The 17618-nt window shown below is 57.6% G+C and carries 17 protein-coding genes; 4 read left to right on the plus strand and 13 right to left on the minus strand.

The window, feature by feature from the left end; translation table 11 throughout:
• Window positions 1-15 precede the first annotated feature (15 nt).
• The gene (locus tag H587_RS0111685) at window positions 16-318 is read left to right on the plus strand and encodes a restriction endonuclease subunit S domain-containing protein (protein ID WP_027176430.1); all 303 of its coding nucleotides are present in this window, start codon (window positions 16-18) and stop codon (window positions 316-318) included.
• A 12-nt stretch (window positions 319-330) separates the two neighbouring features.
• Here H587_RS0111685 and H587_RS20625 read toward each other — a convergent pair whose 3' ends face one another.
• The 11 genes from H587_RS20625 to H587_RS0111740 all read right to left on the minus strand — a co-directional run bounded on the left by H587_RS20625 (window position 331) and on the right by H587_RS0111740 (window position 10816).
• Entirely contained in the window at window positions 331-504 is a 174-nt protein-coding gene (locus tag H587_RS20625; RefSeq protein WP_156904538.1) for a hypothetical protein, read from the minus strand.
• A 198-nt stretch (window positions 505-702) separates the two neighbouring features.
• Window positions 703-1509, minus strand: a complete 807-nt coding sequence (proC, locus tag H587_RS0111695) for a pyrroline-5-carboxylate reductase (RefSeq protein ID WP_027176431.1) — start codon at window positions 1507-1509, stop codon at window positions 703-705.
• Window positions 1510-1520: 11 nt separating this feature from the next.
• Entirely contained in the window at window positions 1521-2630 is a 1110-nt protein-coding gene (lpxB, locus tag H587_RS0111700; RefSeq protein ID WP_034609286.1) for a lipid-A-disaccharide synthase, read from the minus strand.
• Window positions 2631-2776: 146 nt separating this feature from the next.
• Window positions 2777-4042 carry an MFS transporter gene (locus H587_RS0111705; RefSeq protein WP_245560874.1) on the minus strand — a complete coding sequence of 422 codons (1266 nt, stop codon included), beginning with the start codon at window positions 4040-4042 and terminating at the stop codon, window positions 2777-2779.
• Window positions 4043-4189: 147 nt separating this feature from the next.
• The gene (locus H587_RS0111710) at window positions 4190-4567 is read right to left on the minus strand and encodes a RidA family protein (RefSeq protein ID WP_027176434.1); all 378 of its coding nucleotides are present in this window, start codon (window positions 4565-4567) and stop codon (window positions 4190-4192) included.
• Window positions 4568-4660: 93 nt separating this feature from the next.
• Window positions 4661-5986 (minus strand): NAD(P)/FAD-dependent oxidoreductase, encoded by a 1326-nt coding sequence (locus H587_RS0111715; RefSeq protein WP_027176435.1) that lies wholly within the window; start codon window positions 5984-5986, stop codon window positions 4661-4663.
• 38 nt (window positions 5987-6024) lie between these two features.
• Complete coding sequence (locus tag H587_RS21275) at window positions 6025-8172, minus strand: acetate--CoA ligase family protein (RefSeq protein WP_027176436.1); 2148 nt, start codon at window positions 8170-8172, stop codon at window positions 6025-6027.
• Between the two features lie 52 nt (window positions 8173-8224).
• Complete coding sequence (locus tag H587_RS0111725; RefSeq protein ID WP_027176437.1) at window positions 8225-8440, minus strand: 4Fe-4S binding protein; 216 nt, start codon at window positions 8438-8440, stop codon at window positions 8225-8227.
• Window positions 8437-8991 (minus strand): 2-oxoacid:ferredoxin oxidoreductase subunit gamma family protein, encoded by a 555-nt coding sequence (locus H587_RS0111730; protein ID WP_027176438.1) that lies wholly within the window; start codon window positions 8989-8991, stop codon window positions 8437-8439. The genes H587_RS0111725 and H587_RS0111730 overlap by 4 nt, the downstream gene beginning before the upstream one ends.
• Entirely contained in the window at window positions 8981-9742 is a 762-nt protein-coding gene (locus H587_RS0111735) for a thiamine pyrophosphate-dependent enzyme (protein WP_027176439.1), read from the minus strand. The genes H587_RS0111730 and H587_RS0111735 overlap by 11 nt, the downstream gene beginning before the upstream one ends.
• Before the next feature lie 3 nt (window positions 9743-9745).
• On the minus strand, window positions 9746-10816 hold the full coding sequence (locus H587_RS0111740; RefSeq protein WP_027176440.1) for a pyruvate ferredoxin oxidoreductase: 1071 nt from the start codon (window positions 10814-10816) through the stop codon (window positions 9746-9748).
• A gap of 454 nt (window positions 10817-11270) precedes the next feature.
• Here H587_RS0111740 and H587_RS18370 point away from each other — a divergent pair, with 454 nt between their 5' ends.
• The gene (locus H587_RS18370) at window positions 11271-12836 is read left to right on the plus strand and encodes a BCCT family transporter (RefSeq protein ID WP_051202726.1); all 1566 of its coding nucleotides are present in this window, start codon (window positions 11271-11273) and stop codon (window positions 12834-12836) included.
• 87 nt (window positions 12837-12923) lie between these two features.
• The gene (locus tag H587_RS20310; protein ID WP_084630679.1) at window positions 12924-13745 is read left to right on the plus strand and encodes an IclR family transcriptional regulator; all 822 of its coding nucleotides are present in this window, start codon (window positions 12924-12926) and stop codon (window positions 13743-13745) included.
• A 13-nt stretch (window positions 13746-13758) separates the two neighbouring features.
• Here the strand turns inward: H587_RS20310 and H587_RS0111750 are convergent, their stop codons facing one another.
• Both H587_RS0111750 and H587_RS21415 read right to left on the minus strand, forming a co-directional pair.
• On the minus strand, window positions 13759-14394 hold the full coding sequence (locus H587_RS0111750; protein ID WP_211219506.1) for an IS1595 family transposase: 636 nt from the start codon (window positions 14392-14394) through the stop codon (window positions 13759-13761).
• A gap of 532 nt (window positions 14395-14926) precedes the next feature.
• Complete coding sequence (locus H587_RS21415; protein ID WP_425387188.1) at window positions 14927-15259, minus strand: plasmid mobilization protein; 333 nt, start codon at window positions 15257-15259, stop codon at window positions 14927-14929.
• A 1163-nt stretch (window positions 15260-16422) separates the two neighbouring features.
• On the opposite strand from H587_RS21415, the gene H587_RS0111760 reads away from it, so the two are divergent.
• A partial coding sequence (locus H587_RS0111760; protein ID WP_027176443.1) for a HAMP domain-containing protein occupies window positions 16423-17618 on the plus strand: 1196 nt, incomplete at its 3' end.

The raw sequence follows: 17618 nt of genomic DNA on the forward strand, positions 1-17618 counted from the left end.
AGCCAGTCGTTCCAGGTGCTCCGGCCCCGCGACGGCGCGGACCCGATCTGCCTCTTCCACCAGCTCCGGTCGCGGGAGACTCAGGAGCACATCGCCCGGCTCGTCACCGGCGGCATCGTGCCCCAGATCAAGACCGCGGACATGAGCGATCTGCCCCTGCCGACGCTGTCGCCGGAAGAGGCGGAACGGATACGGCGGGCTCACACGGAGTTGCTGAGCATCGGAAAGGACATGAAGAGGCTGGAACAGAAACGCGATGAACTGCTTGAGACGATTGTCGCAGCGGATCACGGCGCGCTGAAAACGCCGCGGGGGTAGCGGCCCGAAACATCACCGCCCGTTCTCGTCCACACCCTCCAGCAAGACGCCCAGCCCCACGCCGCAGGCATGGGCCAGAACGATCAGATTGAGCAGGCTGACGTTGCGCTCTCGTTCGACAGATTGACTGGGATCCAAGATGCGGCAGGGAAATTCATCCGCAGTGAAAATGAAGAGTAGTCCCATGAATCCCTCTGACGCATGACGCCAGAAGAATCCACAGCCCTGAGGTCAGAAGGGTGCCGTCCAGCCTCCCCGACACCGTCGCCCCAGAGCCTCTCTCGTCTCCAGCTCTGGAACGGAGGACTGTTACGGAGAGCCAGAAGCATCCGCACGACGAGCAGCAGCCTAGAACAGATTGCGTCTGATCCTTTTCCCATGGACCTATGAGGCCGACCCGCCCCCCATCTCCACGCTGCGATTGAAGGCCACCCGGATCGCATCCATGATGTTCCCGCGCACGGCGGCATGATCGAAATGAGCCAAGGCCGCGATGGTTGTACCACGTGGCGCGACGGACATTTCCCTGAGCAGGCTGATATGCAGAGTCGATTGTTCAGCCATGAGACTCGCGCCTCGGAACATTTTCTTAACCATTCGAGAAGAGCTCTCCCTCTCCAGTCCCAACTCCACTCCAGACTCGATCATGGTTTCGATGAGATAGAAAATGAACGCCGGTCCCGAACCGATCACTGCGGTAAATACGTCGAACAGCTGTTCAGGCAGGACGTGTACATCACCCGAATATTGAAACATGGCCTGGACGGCCTGTTTTTGCCTGTCGGTAAGTGCAGGATCATCGAAACATACGGCGGTCACCCCCTCTCCGATCAGGGCAGGGCTGTTGGGCATGGTCCGGACGACGGGGCAAATGCCGCCCACGCCGCGCATCAGATCCTTCTGGGTCAGGCCCGCTGCGATGGAAACCAAGCACTTCTCCCGCGTCAAGGCCGGTACCAGGTCGGGCCATACCGCTTGAGCCTGTTGCGGCTTTACCGCCAGAACGACAAAATCCGATTTATCCGTCAATTCCCGGATGTCGTCACAGGGAGTGAGCCCTGTTTCCCTCGCCAGCGTCTCCAATTTGCTTCGCGTTTGGTTCAGTCCGAAAACAGTAAAGCCGTCCACGCTCTGAAGCGTTTTGATGATGGCGGCCCCCATGTTGCCAGTTCCGATGAATCCGACGTTCATTTCTCACTTCTCTATTGTTGTGCGAGAATCATATCCGCCGCGAATCGGACGCCTCCCGAAGGGCCGACGGCGTTGCGCAACTCTTGCAACTCGCGACGAATATCCAGCAGCAAATCGCGGTTGTTCAACCAAGCCGCCATTTGCTTGTAATAATTCTCGGCGGTGGCTCGTTCCTGGAGATATTCCGGGAAGAGTTCCTTATTGAGCAGGATGTTGGTCAGGCTGACCATTTTTGATAGGGCCAATTTGCGCAGGACGTATGCGGCAAGGGAATCGATTTTGTAGGCGACTATGGTGGGAGTGCCGATGAGCCCCGTTTCCAGGGTCGCCGTTCCGGATGCGGCCAGGACCAAACCGGACCTGCGGATCATCTGGAACCTGTTCTCCGGCTCCACGATGTCCACGGGCAGATCCTCGGGCCAGAACCGCCGCAGGATATCCGCGCCGATGCCCGGGGCCCGGGCGATGTGAAAAGTCGTTTCGGGCATTTCCCGGTGGATTCTGGCCGCCGCCGCGGCAAATTCCGGCAAGAGGAAGGAGATCTCTTTTTTTCTGCTTCCCGGCATGATGCCGATGCGATGCGGGTCGGGGCGCAACGCATCCAGGGTCCGAAGGGGAATCATATCCAGGAGCGGGTGCCCGGCATACAGCGTCCGGCAGCCCCTGCCATGAAAATATCGCGGCTCGAAAGGCAAGGCGCAAAGAGTCGTCCGCACGCATTCCCGCAAGATGTTCAGGCCGCCCTGCCGCCAAGCCCAGAATTGCGGCGCCATGAAGTAAAACACCGGGATGTGCAAGGCGTGGGCCGCCTTCGCAAGAGGCAGGTTGAAGTCCGGGCAATCCACCATGACGATCACGTCCGGGCGGTTCCCTTCCCAGAACTTGATGATTTCCCGGCGCAGGCGGAAGATTCCCGGCAGGCCCCGCAAGACGTCGATGAAACCGGCAAAGCATATGCGGCTCATCGGGAAATGCACATTGGCTCCCCCCCGGGCCATCATCGCCCCCCCCATGCCGCCGATCTCAAGCGACGAGTCGCGCCGGAGCAGTTCGCCGGCCAGGGCTCCGGCATACATGTCGCCGGAGGCCTCACTGCTGTTTATCCAAACGTTGCGCACCATTTCCGTTCATCAACTCCAAGGGGCAATGCGTCGTCGGGCGTCGGCTCTCGATAGGCGTCCGCTCCCTTCGCCGGGATGTGAAGAGGTGATGCCCCCCGACTCAGGCCGGGGGGCATCACGGTGGCGGGGTATCCCGGAGGATCTTTTTATACCCGGGATATGGAGGGGACTGCCTTGGAGTTTCTCCCCGCGAATTGCGGGGAGGTTTCAGGAGCAAGGGCCTGGCAGACGAGGCCGCCGATGACCAGCGTCGCGATGCAGCAGGTCAGGGTCACGGTGACTCCATACTGCTCCGTGACGATCGGCAGCATCCAGGTGCCCATGCCGGCGCCGATGCGGCTGGCGGCGATGGTCAGGCCGACGCCGGAGCCCCGGAGTTCCGTGGGGAAGAGCTCCGGCGGATACAACCACTCGGCGACGATGGAGATGGCCAGGACAGTGGAGAATGCGCCCAGCAGGATGAGGGCGATGGTGGGAGGCATGCTCCGCCAGACCGTCATCAGGGTCAGGATCGCGGCGGCGCCGTAGAACGTCCAGAGCAGGAAGGCGCGGCGCGAGATCTTGTCGGCGATCAAAATGCCGATCAAGACGCCGACCATGGTGAACCCGTTGTACATCATCCCGGACGCATGGGGATTGGCGATGTTCAGCCCTTTGACGACCACCGGCAAGAAGATGGAGATGGCGAAGAACGGAAGCACCTGACAGAGGAAGAAGGTGCAGGAGGTGATGGTGTTCCGCCACAGTTCAGCGCTGAAGAGCCTGAAGAAGGAGGCGGAAGCGGTCTGTTTCTTTTCCACGGGCAAGCCGTAGTTCGCACCGAGATAGCGGTGGATCAGGCCCAAGGCCTCATCGCCGCGCTTCTTGGTGAGCATCCAGCCCGGCGACTCCGGGGAGCCCAGGCGCACGAGGAAGGTGAGCAGCGCGAGCACGGACGAGGAGGCGATGATCCAGCGCCATCCGTTTTCGCCCAGGTCGCCCATGGAGGCGATGAACAAACCGGCGAAGTAGGAGATGATGTAGCCGAATGTCCAGGCAGCCATCAGCCAGCTCATCATCTTCGTCCGGATCCGTTCGGGGGTCCATTCACTGAGCAACGCGACGCCGATGGTGTAGTCGGCGCCGACGCACATCCCGAGCAGGAACCGCGCGATGACCAAGTGCAGGGGGTCGGTCAGGAAGAACTGGGCCACGGACAGAGCCAGGCTGAAGACAGCGACCAGCATGTAGGCGCCCTTTCTTCCCACGCAATCGATGATGATTCCGGTCAGGAGGCTCCCGAGCAGGATGCCGAAGAGCGCGCCCGCGCCGATCAGTCCCATCCAGAATCCGTCCAGTGCCAGAGCCCCCGTGGCGTAAGACAGGGCGATACCGACGATACCGAGGATATATCCATCGCAAACCTGGCCCATGAAGGTACCGGCCGCGATTTTTTTGTGAACGGGTGAAAATGGAGCATCTTCAAAACTCATGATTTGTCGTCCCTGAGACGCCATCGCACACCTCCTCCTCAACTATCCGTAATATTTGTAGAACTGGCATGCCACCCTAAACGCGAATTATTCCTTGAAGGCGATCGCATCCAGCTCCAGCAGGCAGCCATGGGCGATCTCCTTGGCCCCCAGGCACAGCCGAGCCGGACGGTGGTTCCCCATGAATTCGGCATAGACTTCGTTGAATCCGTCAAAGTCATCCATGCTGGTCAAGAAGACGTTCGTCTTCGCGATGTCCGAAATGTCGAGCCCGGCGGAGTCCAACACCATCTTGAGGTTGTACAGGGTCTGGAAAGCCTGTTCCTTGATCGTGGTTCCGACCACCTTGCCGCTGACAGGATGAAAGGGCACCTGTCCACAGATGTAATATGTGTTTCCTGCCTTCACACAATGGCTGTAAGGCCCTACGACTTCGGCGGATCCTTCGGAATTGATGAATTTCATGCGACGCTCCTTCAGTGCGAGGCTCCTGCGGGAGGGGCGCCGACTGTGAACGGCGCCCCTCCCATTCGACAGGAGCGGGTTAGGGGTAGGGCGTTAGATCTCTGTTTTGGCGTTGAACTCTTCGTAAAAGAGCCTGGCTTCGGCGCCCATGGTCAAGAAAGGCTCGGGGGGAAGCCGTTTCGGAGTGGAGATTTTTTTGAGGAAGGCCAGGTTTTCGCTCGGCATGCCGCTGACCCATTCCGCCAGGTAGTAGCCGAGCAGGCTCGTCTTGGCGACGCCCGCGCCTTCGCCGCAGGCTGAGGCGAACACCGTGGGATGTTTCTGCATCATCAACGGACGGTAGTTCATGGTCATGTTGATCATGCCGCCGTAGATGAATTCAAAATTGACGTGCTTGAGGTTCGGGTAGCGGTTCTCGTAGGCCTTCCGCAGCTTGGGGATGGCCCGTCTGATACGCTGGTGCGAGGTGGTGAGATCGGTCGCGAAGGAGAACCCGTTGCGGACGAAGATACGATTGTCGCGGGTGAAGCGGACCGTCGTCCCGGCGGGATGCCCAGCCGTGCATCCCCACGGCTTGACGCCGGCCATCTGGCTCATCTCTTCGTCGTTCAACCGCCTGGTGAACGCTCCGTACGAAAGCACCGGGCAAAAAACACTCTTCACAATTCCGAATTCTTCGATGAAAGGCCCGCCGGTCACCAGGACGAATTTCGCGCAAATCTTTCTGCCGTTGCGGAGCACGATGCCCGCCGGCTGCTCCTCATCGATGCGCATCACCGGGCATTCTTCAAAAACATCGACATTCTCAGGCATCACGCTGAACAACCCGCGGAGAACGTCGGCAGGATTGATGAGCACGGTTCCAGAAGTGTACAAGGCCTTTTTGTAGTACCTTGTCCCTGTGCGGCGATACAGGTCTTCGCCTTCGACCACTTCATATGAACAATTCATCTTCTTGAGTTCAGCGATCTCGTGGTCGATCAGCTTGAAGCTCTTTTCCTCGGCGCAGCACAAGTACTTTCCGCAGTGATCCCAGTCGACGTCTTCTATTCCCTTTTCCTTGATCGTGTCTTCCATCCATTTGATGATGAACGTGTTCAGCTCGAAGTACTTTTGGTTCTCCACGAAAGAAGAATTCCCCTGGTCGCCGAAATCGTGAGGAACGTCGATGATGAAACCGGCGTTCTTGCCGCTATCGTTGTTTCCGATGAGAATCGCCTCGAACACCGCGATCTTCGCATCCGGATGCAGCTCGGCGAGGTGCCGGGCTGCGGCCTGTCCGCCATACCCCGCGCCGACGACGATATAATCGTACTCATCCCTGATTTCCGTATGCCTTTTGAACTGATGATGCTTGTAGGCTGACATTTCGAGCCAGCTTTCACCAGTAGTCGTTGGATAGCGTTTGACGTCTCTCATGGTTCAATCCTTATACTAAAAGTTTGTTCAAATATACTTCAACTGCGCAAGATGATTCTTGCATCAGCTATGGACAGACCCTTTTCCCGCGCGAATACAGGGTTAAGATCAACCTCAACCACGTCTTTCATTTCATCAACGAGGTGGGAAATGATGCACGCTGTCTCAGCCAGAGCCTCAAGATCGCAGGGCTTGCTTCCCCTGGCGCCCTGAAGCATGCCCAGTCCTTTGATTTCTCTTATCATCTTCCGGCATTCAGGCATGTTCACCGGCGCGACCCTGAATGAGACGTCCTTCAAGATCTCCACGAAGATTCCCCCCAGGCCGAACATCACCGTAGGCCCGAAGGTGTTGTCGTGGCTTGAACCGATGATGCATTCCACTCCGCCGGGGAGCATGCGCGTCACCATGACGCCGAAAATGTCGGCTTCGGATTTATATCTGCGTCCGTTCTTCACCAACTGCTCGTAGGCTTCGCGAGCCTTGGCCTCGGAGTCGATGTTCAGGGCCACGCCCCCGGCATCGGTCTTGTGCAGGATGTCGGGAGAGACGATTTTCATGACCGCCTTGCCGCCTATCCTCTTATAAAAGGCGGCGGCCTCATCAGCGCTCGTCGCCAGATAGTCTTCATCGATGTTCAGGCCGTAACAACGGAGCACGTTCCGGGCCTCGGTCTCGACGAGATTGGTGCGTCCCGACGCTCTGACCGCCTGGATGATGGCGCCGACCCTCTCCCGGCGGTCGTGGGGCATATCCGCCAACTCGCCGTCGGCCTCCTCCCGCAGGGACTTCTTGATGTCGGCATAGCTGGCCAGCACTCCCATGGTCCTGACCGCGGCATCAACCTCTCCGAACACCGGGACGCCGTGCTCGCTGATGTATTTCAAGCACTCAGGCTGCTGCGGCTGGTAGATGGAGTGCATGACGACCGGCTTGTCGCTTGCGGCGATCCTTTCGACCATGCTCTTGGCCACGTCCATCTCCAGGATCCTGAACTCTTCGGAGAGGTCGGCGTAGCCGCCGTACAGGCCCACGATGACGACGCCGTCCACGTCGGGATCCTTCAGCAAAACGTCCAGGCAACGATCGAACACCCACATGTCCGCTTCAGGCGTTCCGGCGAGGTCTACCGGATTCTTGATGGGGCAATGCGGCATGAGGATTTCTTTCAGTTTGTCCTGAGTGGCTTCGGAAAGGACCGGCGCCCCCAGGTTGAACCGTTCGGCGAAATCCGTGGCCATGACCCCATGGCCGCCTCCATCGGTCAGGATGGCGATGCGCTTGCCCTTGGCGGGCTTGCACTTGGAGAAGGCTTCCGCGGCGTCCAGGAGCTGGCGGGGGGTGTCCACGCGGATGACCCCGGCCTGCCGCAGTGCGGCGTCAAAAACTTTTTCGCTTCCGGCAAGAGATCCGGTATGGGACGCGGCGGCCCGGGCCCCAGCCGCGCTACGGCCGATCTTGATCGCCGCGATGGGCACCCTGGCCGCCGTCTTTTGGGCGGCCTTGATGAACTTGCGGCCGTCCTCCTCACTCTCGACCCGGAGGCCTTCCATGTACAAGAGGAGAACCTTGGTGTCGTCGTCGGCCTCGATGTATTCCACGAAGTCATGGAACCTCATGTCCAGCTGATTTCCGATGGTCGCCCAACAGCTGTAGCCGAGGTTTCTGGACTTGGCGTTGAAGTTGATGTCGATGCCGAAGTTGCCGCTCTGCAAGACAAGACTCATGGGACCGGGAGCCAAGTCGATGATGCTGGCGTTCATGCTCTTGACCGCGCTGTAGGTGCCCATGCAGTTCGGCCCCTGCACCCGCATGTTACCCTTGCGAGCTATCTCGAGCATCTTGCGCTCAAGCTCCTTGCCTTCCGGCCCGGTTTCACCGAATCCGGTGGAGACGACGATGGCGCATTTGACGCCTTTTTCAACGCACTGCTCCATGACGGGCAAAATGTGATTGGGAGCGATGGCGATGATGGCCATGTCCACGTCGCCGGGAACGGAAAGAATATCGGGATAGGTGGGATGGCCGAAAATCTCGCCGCCGGTGCGGGAGACGAGGTGGATGTCGCCTTCGAATCCGTTTTCGATCAGGCTTTTCGCCGTCCAATAGCCGTACTTCTTCGAATTGGAAGAAGCGCCGATCAGGGCGACGCTTTTCGGCTGAAACAAGGGAACCAGATCACTCATGAGAAAAGCTCCTTATGACGATCATCCCCGGAATGTTCCAAGAATGGTTCCTTTAATTGTTCGTCACGACACCAATGGCCATATCGGGGCATACCGTGCCGCAGATATCGCACAGGATGCACTTCTCTGGATGTTCCTGGAAAACATAGTTGTATCCCTGGCCATTGATCGCGCTGCCGAGGGAGAGGACCTCCTTGGGGCAATTGTCCACACAGAGTCCGCACGCCTTGCAGCGGCGGGTGTCGATGATGTGATGCTTCTCACTCATTGCCGGGACCCCTTTTTCACAGCGTCATATCCGGCGCGCACCGCGCCGATGTTCAGTTCCACCAGTTGAGGCTTTTTCGTGCCGAGCGTTTCCCTGACGACCTCCTCGACCGTTTCCAGCTTCAGCAGATGAGTCCCGGCGATGACCGCGCCCAGCATGACCATGTTGGCGCAGCGCACGGTACCGAGTTCAACCGCCTTGTCCGAAACCGGGAGGAGAACCTGATCGAAGCCCTTGGCCTCCTTCGGCGCCTCCACCATCGAGCTGTTGGTGAAGAGCTTTCCGCCGGGTACGACCGCCTCGAAACAATTGTCATAGATCGACTGACTGAGGGCCACGGCGATGTTCGCGTCATTTTCCACGATCGGGCTGCCGATGGGGACGTCGGAAACGATCACGTACGCGGTGGAGTCGCCGCCACGTTGCTCAATCCCGTAGGTCTGGGTCATGACGACCTTCAGATTCTCCTTGATCGCGCCAAGACAGACCATCTTCGCCATGAGCGCGGATCCCTGTCCGCCGGAACCAGAAAACATGCATTTATGCAGCATCGCCCTGCTCCGTTTCGTCTTTGAAGACCTGAGGTTTGAAGTACTCAGTCATTTCCTTGGCGCACCGTGCGTAAGAGTCCTTGACCTTCATCTTGAGACCCGTGGGGCAGGGAACAATCACCTCCACGAAGGAATAGCCCAACCCCTTGACCTGGCACTCGAACGCCTTGTGAATGCTCTTCTTGGCCTTGCGGATGGCCTTAGGGGTGGCGACGGATTCTCTGGCCAGATACTTCACGCCGGGCATGGCCCGCATCATTTCCGGCACCAGCAGAGGGTAACCCTGATGCGGAACGGCGCGCCCCTTCACCGTCGTGGTCGTGACTTGGCCCTCCAGGGTCGTGGGCGACATTTGGCCGCCGGTCATGCCGAACACCGTGTTGTTGACCATGATGGTCGTGATGGGCATGCCCTTGTTGGCCGCGTGCAGCAAGTCGCCGAGGCCGATGGCGCAGGTGTCCCCGTCGCCGGCATAGGTGAAGACGATGTTGTCCGGGCGGGCCAGCTTATACCCTTCGGCGAAGGACGGCGCCCGGCCGTGGGTGGCTTCGATGGCGTCGATGTCCATATAGTGATGGGAGAATCCGCCGCAGCCGATGCCGACGATGGCGATCGTCCGCTTCATGATACCCAGGCTCTCGATGGCCTCGGCCACAAGCCTGGTCACGATGCCGTGCCCACAACCCGGACAGTAGCTGGTCAGCTTGTCCAGGTTTAATGTTTTCCCGTATTTCGCGCTCAGATTTTCCATTGCTTACTCCCCCAGAATCCTGTCTGCTTCGGCGATCATCTCCGCCAGGGTGCGCATGGGCATGTCCCCGCCGGTTTTGCCGAGGAAATGGACAGGGATTCGCCCGTTGACGGCCAGTCTGACATCATCCACCATCTGCCCGAGATTCATTTCAACGACCAGGATGTTCTTCACCGAATCAGGCAGCACGGCGAAGGCGCGGTCCGGGAACGGCCACAAGGTGATCGGCCGAATGAACCCGACCTTTTTGCCCTTGCCCCGCATCTTGGCGACCATGTCCCTGCACATGCGGCCGTGAATGCCGAACGCGGCGACCACCAGTTCGGCGTCCTCGACCTGTTCGGCTTCCCACATCTGCTCGTTTTCGCGGATTTTTTCATACTTGGCGCGGAGTTTCTCATTCATCTCGTAGCCATCCTGGTGAGAATAGCTGCCCGTGATGAGGGCCCGCTTGGGATGGTCCTGCGTTCCGGTGAAGGCCCAGCCAGAGGTGTCGAATTCGGCGGAATAGTCTGTGTAGGCGGGAAGAGTGGTGGATTCCGTGGTCTGGGCGCTCACGCCGTCCAGCAGGAACATGACGGGCGTACGGTATTTGTATGCCAGCCTGATGCCATGCGGCATGATGTCCGCGATTTCCTGTCCGGAAGCCGGGGCCAGGACGATCACGCGATAGTCGCCGTGCGCGCCGCCGCGGGTGGCGACATGATAATCGCTCTGGGCGCCGAGGATGTCCCCATCGCCGGGGCCGACACGCATGGAATCCACCACGAGACAGGGCAATTCCGCCGCGCACATGAATCCAATGGCCTCGTGCATGAGTGTCACGCCCGGCCCTGAACTCGACGTCGCCACCAGCTTCCCGGTGCAGGCGGCGCCAGCCAGGGCACTGGAGACGGCCAACTCACTTTCCATCTGCATCATCTCCCCGCCGTACTTAGGGAGGATGACCGCCATCCGCTTCATGACATCCGTCGCCGGAGTGATCGGATACGCGAAGTGATACTTCACCCCGCACCGGGCAAGACTCTCGGCGAATGTTTCCGTGTTTTTCAAAAACATGGTTTCCTGGCTCATAGCTCCCTCGGTGAAATCTTTGCTACCCAGTTGTTCCACAAAGCGGTATATCGTACCGTATACGCGCGAGCTCACCCGCGCAACGTCGTACCGTAATGCGATACGACGTACCATTAAATTGAACCCTACCGAAAGCCGCCAATGCCGTCAACCGTCACCACCCCCATGCGACGCAAATTTTCGTAAAAAAACACCCTCATCCAATCGCCCGCTCCGTGCTCTCAGTGAAAATTTGCTCCCCAAAAAAAGCGCGCTTGCCCGTTGACATCAGTTCCTATCCCTTTTAGTCTTACCACAAAATGGAACGATGTACTACAATACGGGCCGTTCAAGCATACGCCACCAGAAGGAAAACGCCAAGGAATCTCCGCCCTGCTTGGACAGACTCTACGGCTCGGTTCCGTGACATCCGCCCCGCACGCCGGGACATTCTTCGGATGGAGGAAGGACGATTATGCGAGAAGCAAGGTCGCAAGAGGAAAGGTACAAGCTCAACCACTACACATTCTGGCCGGGTTTCGTTCTCCTGCTCACGGGAATCGGGATGGGATTGGTGTACAATGAAGGGCTCGTCGGCATCCTGGCCCGCACGATGGACTGGATTCACGTGAACTTCGGCTGGCTGGAGGTCTCCCTCGGCATCATCATCGTCATGTTTACCGTGGGGATAGCCCTCTCACCCATCGGAGACATCCGCCTCGGCGGGAAAGACGCCAAGCCCGAGTTCACGTTTTGGCAGTGGTTCGCTCTCTCCCTCTGTGGCTGCATCGGCATCGGGATACTCTTCTGGGCCATGGGCGAACCCATCTTTCACATGATGCAGCCGCCCCTCAGCCTGCATATCGAGCCGGGATCCAAAGACGCTGGAGTTTTCGCCGTCGCGCAAACGACCTTGCATTGGACCATAGCGCAATATTGTTTTTATACAATTTGTGGCGTCGCCATCGCCCTGGTAAGTTACAATCGTAATTACCCATTATCTGTCGCTGCAGGCATGTACGCGATTTTTCCAACCAAGTATCGTCCTGTCTTGACAGCCGTCATCCATGCGATCTGTCTTTTTTCACTCTGTTGCGCGATCGCGACCAGCATGGGCGCAGGCCTCATGCAAATCGGCAGCGGAACTGGAATAATATTCGACTATACCCCAGGCCCCGTCACATGGGGCGTTTCTGCTGCGATCATCATTCCGATATACGTCATTTCATCTTATTCCGGATTACGCAAAGGTATGCGCATCCTCTCAACAGGGAACACAAGAGCTTTCTTCTTCTTGATGGCGCTGGTTCTTTTTTCCGGTCCAACCCTTTTCATTCTTGGAATTGGTGTCGAATCCTTCGGATATTTCGCGAACAATTTCTTCCGCAACAGCACCCTTCTCAACACGATGCAGATCAACGACAAATGGCCAATGCAATGGCTCGTTCCGTATATGGAGATATTTTTCATCTTCGCGCCGCTGCTCGGCCATTTCCTGGCGAGGATGGGAAAAGGAAGGACCATCCGCCAATTCATTCTCATAAATGTCATCCCGCCGACGATATTCTGCCACTTCTGGATTTCAATTTTCGGCGGAACGGCGGTTTTTTATCAGTGGAGCGGCCTGGTCGATGTCTGGTCCGGAATACAAAAATTCGGTCTTGAGTCAATGGTATACATTCTCTTTTCGCAATTCCCATTCAGCAAGGTTCTCATGTCCATCTTCGTTATAATAATCATCTTCTCATTCGCGACGATGACGGATTCCTTGGTGTCGACATTGGCGATCATATCGACAAAAGGAGTGCAGGCCGATGAAGAACCTCCCAGAAAATTGAAGATCATTTGGGGACTCGTCGTCGGATTGATCGCCTATGTCCTCTGCATATCTGGCGGGATAGAACCCGTGCGTGGGTTGATTTCCCTTGCCGGCTTCCCGATGATGATATTCACTTTCGCTCTGTGCATTTCCCTTGTAAAAGATGGCGTGCATTTACTCAGCAAACCTGACTGGCTGGACAAGGAGTCTGAAATTCGATAATATTTACTTTACGGTATTGAAAAAAGGAACACTTTTCAAGTTAGGTTCGACAAGGGTCGACGCCAGAAATCTTTTTCCGGGGTGACAATGCCACAGGATGACAAATATTATATGATGCTTTCTTTAGAAAAAGCTCTTTTCGTCGCGGAAACAATGGCGACAAAAAACAACTGGCAGTTGAAAACACTCAGCGCCGCCTGCTCTATCCCAAAAGGGACACTGCAACGGATTTTACGGACGTTTGAAGACCTGGGGTATGTCCGTCAAGTCGAGCGAGGTGGAGCCTACGCGTTGACTCTGAAGTTTTACAAGCTGGGCAAACAGATTGTTTCTCAAAGCAATATGACGGCCCTTCTTCAACCGATTTTACAAAAATTACGCGAAAAAGTTGATGAGACTGTAAATTTGAGTGTTCTCTCAGGCATAGAAATGGTTGTTGTTCACCAAAATACTTCTGGCCACGCACTGCAGATGGACTCGATTGTCGGAACATCTTTTCCGGCATATCTATCCGCATCTGGAAAAGTTTTCCTTGCCTTCTTGACCGAAGATGAATTGCGCAATTTCATTAAGGAATTGCGCCGTACAAATATAGATATAAATTCAGATAAAATAAATTTGATATACAAAGAAATTGAATCTACGCGGGAAAAAGGTATCGGCTTGGATTTTGAAGAACTTTTTAAAGGAATACGATGCATTGCCGCGCCTGTCTTTGATGACTCGGGGAAAATCATCGCCACAATAAGCTGCTCAGTCCCCACTGTGCGTTTGGACAGAGTCTTGGCTCATAAACTGCTTACGGAAATTCCCTTGGCCGCGGCGGAAGCCTCGAAAGTTTTCGAAGCGCCGACTCATGCATTCAATTTCAATCTTGATGAAGTGACTGAATTGCTCGTAGCGCCATAAAAAAAGGTAATTCCTAGCCTATTCGGACCAAAGTTTTGTCGATCTGCTTTATGGAAACAGACTTAACAAGCTTTATTAATTGCTTTTCAATGTCCTCATGACGGTGATTAAACCGAAAACAAATTTCACCCAGATAAAGGTGAAAGAATTTTCGCGGAACACCGCGAAACGGAGCCAACCAGGTCTTGGCGTAGGACCAAAAGCCTTCGATGCCGTTGATGTGGTCGCGGCCCTTGGGTCTGCCTTTCTCCTTGCGGATGACCACGTGCTCCCCGCGCATCCGCAGTGTGGCGTAAGCCTGCCAGTCATCGGTGTAGTACAATGATCCCGGCCGGGTGTGAGCCTGAATCTCGCCCATCACCGAAACCTTGTTGTGGGCCGCGATGGGCGAGGCCTTGACCATGCCGTTGCGCTTGATGATTCCGAAGACGATCACCTTACCCGCCGCGCCCCAGCCGCGCTTGCCGTGGCGGGAGCCGCCGAACGTGGATTCGTCGCACTCCAGCGCCCCTTCGAACGGTTCGCGCAATCCTTCGCGGTAGGCGCAGCAAGCGCGGAGCAGGCGGTAAAACCGCTCCTTCGCCGCGCTGCTGCCGTCCTCACGAAACCGCTGGCGGTACACCGGAACCCCGAAGGCGAACAACTCCACCAGGCGGCGTTTCGTGCTTTCCGGCAGGCGGCTGGAGCCCCACACCGAACGCCAGCTGTAGCGATGCCCACATCTCCGACACTTGAAACGGCCGTCGGACAGACTGTACGCCCAGACCCCATCACATTGAGGGCAACTTCTCATGGCCAGACTCCCATATCACAGGTCCGGTCTGGCTAGGAATTACCTAAAAAAATGGCCGCCATCTATTGGACGATCTGGTTGATTTAATAAGGCATTGCTGCTGTCGGTGCAGCCAGTCAATTCCGTGTATACTTCGGCCACTCGCCCCCTCAGACGAATGGAGCAACGTTCGCTATAGCGCCAGTGACAATCTACAATTCCCTTGCGTTGATCGCTTCCACTCTCGAAACGTGCGGACAGATGTATTCATACTCCAGGAGCCGCATGGTCAGAGATGGTCTTGTTTCATCGGAGCAAGGGGTGACGGTCTCAAGGTGGACAGGTTCAAGAGCTACGCCGCTCTCTCGGCCCAGACCAGATGAGATTCTTCCTCTGGATGGGGCCATTCTCATATATCTTCATCGGTTTCTTGCCGCCAAAAACGGAATATGGCTGGCGGGTATTGTAGAAGTTGAACCTCCAACCCAGAGTCTCTACTCCTAGCTGGCCCTAGAACAGGGGACTTTACAGTCGCTATAAGCCTCCCCAACAGTCCCCATACCTCGTGATTCACCGCTGGCCGCGCCTTCGCCAAGCGACGACCAAACGCGGCCTCGCGCAACCACGCGGATACCGGCAAGCCGTATGTCATGGCTCGTACTTGAGCCTCCGAATAATCATGCAGACTCAGGCGCACACCGACCGTGTGTTCCAACCGGCTTTGCTTCTTCGGTCGAGCCATCAGTCATGCCTTCCGGACGGCTGGTCGCCCCCCCGGCAGCCGGGGCGGCCCCGGCCGGGTCCGCGCCTTCCCTGGCCCAGTTGACCTCGCGCTTCGGCTGCCCTATATTTTGTTCAGCCGCTATGCTTGCCCCTTGGGTCGTCCGGGTGGAGGGGCCCAGGCCGGTATCCGGGGGACCTGGAAAGCTGGTCCCACGGGACGCAAGCAGGGCGGCTTTTTCTTTGTCCGTGTACAGCCTGGAGGGAGTAGACGGTGTACCCTCATTGGCCTTGTGGGAGGTCACGAGGTGCGGGCGGTGATCCTTATCCACAAACAGCGTGGCCACATGGATGACCTGCCCCCCGCGTTCTCCCGGCACAACCCAGACGCGGGATTGCGTCCCTTTTTTCTTTTCCACGGCGCTGGGCGCGTAATCCCCCACCACGCGGGGGAAATCCAGCATATCCTGGCGCGTGACCTGCTGACCCTCCTTCTTGGGGTAAGGTTCCCCGGAGTCATGAATGATCTTGACTAGACCATGTCCGCGCGCTCCGAGGCCCGGCTGACTTCATGTTTCAGCTAGTCTATATTCCGTTCAGCCGTGCTGCTCGACTCTCGGGAGGGAGAGGGGTTATTCCCCCGGGATGTATCCGAAGCGTCCACAAACGGGGCGCTCCGGGATTCGAGCAAGGCGGCTTTTCTTTGTCCGTATTCATTGACTCCATGTTTCAATCGCTCTATATTCGATCTGACGCTATGCTTGCCCCTTGGGATAAAACGTCACCACGCGGCCGGGTCGAGGCTCCCAAGCCGGTATCCGCGAAACCTTCAAAACTGGTTCCGCGGGACGCAAGCAGGGCGGCTTTTTTCTTCCCTCGTATTTCTGACGCATTAGACGCACCCCACGTTTTTGTTCTCACTTGAAATGCACAGCCGCCCCCGAAAAAAACCTCGTTCTCAACTCTTTCCTCGACGCATTTTGCCCTCGACCTTTCAGCGCAGCCCTGGCCGGTCTGTATTCCGCCTATATTCCGCCGGACCGCCCCTCGTGCCTGACCGTTCTCATCCTGCCTGCGCCCCCATCCAATCCCTCGCCCGCTTCTTATAAATTTTTCCCTCCGGTTGACGTTTCCACTCCAATTGGAGCTAATATGAGCAAGTAATCACATTATGCCGGGGGGCCCATGAAAAACATCAAGCTCGCCATCAAGCTTTTCGGAGGATTCCTGCTCACCGCCGCCATCACCCTGGCGGTGGGCGTCACGGCCTTCGTCCAGTTGTCAGGCCTCGCTTCCCAAAGCGCCGGGATCGCCACGGGAGACCTGCCCGGCGTACAGGAGTCGCTCACCGTGCGTGCGGAAATGTACGCCGTCGGGCAGGCGCTGCGGACTCTCATGAGCGCCGAGGTGGGACGCGAGGACCGTGCCCGCCAGTTCGCGAACATCGACAAGGCCAGGGACAGATACTCCTCGGCCTTTGATGCCTATGCCGCCCTGGACGTGTCCCCTGAAGCCGGGAAGCTCTTCGAGGACGTGAAGAGCCGCGTGGCCGAAACCAAGTCCGCCAACGCGAAGGCGCTGGACATGGCCAAGCGGCTGGCCGAAAACGACATCCTGAAACCCGACGAACTGCAGGCGGACCTCCAACAATTCCGCGGCGACCACTACAAGCTGGAAGCGATGTTGGCCCAGGCGATCTTCTCCGGCAAGAGTTTCGAGGGCGGGGAAGACCCCACGGCCTGCGCCTTCGGCAAATGGATGGCCTCGTTCAAGACGGAGAACAAGCTCCTCACGGAGCAATTGGAAAAGCTCAAGGCCCCCCACGCCGCGTTCCACAAATCGGTGGCGGACGCCAAGCAAGCCGTCCAGGAGGGGGATATCAACCGGGCCAAGACCGTGCTGCAGCAGGTCACCGTGCCCTCCGCCGAACTCGTCTTCGAACATTTCCGTGCAATGCGTGAGGAGGCGGCCAAGGCCCAGGAGCTCTTCAACGGCATGGCGACCGTGCTTTTCGGCGAGTCCCGGGAACGCACGAACAACGTCATCGTCGCTGCCAACAAGCTGGCCGAGCACCACAAGGAAGAGGCCCAGAAAGCGTCCAAGGCCATGCTGTCCGACGCAGCCGCGGCCAAATTCATGACCCTGGCGGGCGTCGGCGTCGGTCTCGCCCTCTCCGTGCTTCTGGGGATATTCCTCACCCGGGCCATCACGGGTCCGGTTACCAAGGGAGTGGCCTTCGCCCAGGCCATGAGCCACGGCGACTTCACCAGCAGCCTGGACATCGACCAGAAGGACGAGATCGGCGTGCTGGCCCGCTCGCTCAACGAGATGGCCGACCGCCTGCGCGAGGTGGTGGCCGACGTGCGCGGGGCCACGGACAA

Source organism: Desulfovibrio aminophilus DSM 12254 (assembly GCF_000422565.1).
In the GTDB taxonomy this organism is placed as follows: Bacteria; Desulfobacterota; Desulfovibrionia; order Desulfovibrionales; family Desulfovibrionaceae; genus Aminidesulfovibrio; species Aminidesulfovibrio aminophilus.

Coding starts and splice junctions, on each gene's coding strand:
- H587_RS20625 (WP_156904538.1), bottom strand. CDS start 504: ATGGGACTACTCTTCATTTTCACTGCGGATGAATTTCCCTGCCGCATC.
- proC (WP_027176431.1), bottom strand. CDS start 1,509: ATGAACGTCGGATTCATCGGAACTGGCAACATGGGGGCCGCCATCATC.
- lpxB (WP_034609286.1), bottom strand. CDS start 2,630: ATGGTGCGCAACGTTTGGATAAACAGCAGTGAGGCCTCCGGCGACATG.
- H587_RS0111705 (WP_245560874.1), bottom strand. CDS start 4,042: ATGGGCCAGGTTTGCGATGGATATATCCTCGGTATCGTCGGTATCGCC.
- H587_RS0111710 (WP_027176434.1), bottom strand. CDS start 4,567: ATGAAATTCATCAATTCCGAAGGATCCGCCGAAGTCGTAGGGCCTTAC.
- H587_RS0111715 (WP_027176435.1), bottom strand. CDS start 5,986: ATGAGAGACGTCAAACGCTATCCAACGACTACTGGTGAAAGCTGGCTC.
- H587_RS21275 (WP_027176436.1), bottom strand. CDS start 8,172: ATGAGTGATCTGGTTCCCTTGTTTCAGCCGAAAAGCGTCGCCCTGATC.
- H587_RS0111725 (WP_027176437.1), bottom strand. CDS start 8,440: ATGAGTGAGAAGCATCACATCATCGACACCCGCCGCTGCAAGGCGTGC.
- H587_RS0111730 (WP_027176438.1), bottom strand. CDS start 8,991: ATGCTGCATAAATGCATGTTTTCTGGTTCCGGCGGACAGGGATCCGCG.
- H587_RS0111735 (WP_027176439.1), bottom strand. CDS start 9,742: ATGGAAAATCTGAGCGCGAAATACGGGAAAACATTAAACCTGGACAAG.
- H587_RS0111740 (WP_027176440.1), bottom strand. CDS start 10,816: ATGAGCCAGGAAACCATGTTTTTGAAAAACACGGAAACATTCGCCGAG.
- H587_RS18370 (WP_051202726.1), top strand. CDS start 11,271: ATGCGAGAAGCAAGGTCGCAAGAGGAAAGGTACAAGCTCAACCACTAC.
- H587_RS20310 (WP_084630679.1), top strand. CDS start 12,924: ATGCCACAGGATGACAAATATTATATGATGCTTTCTTTAGAAAAAGCT.
- H587_RS21415 (WP_425387188.1), bottom strand. CDS start 15,259: ATGGCTCGACCGAAGAAGCAAAGCCGGTTGGAACACACGGTCGGTGTG.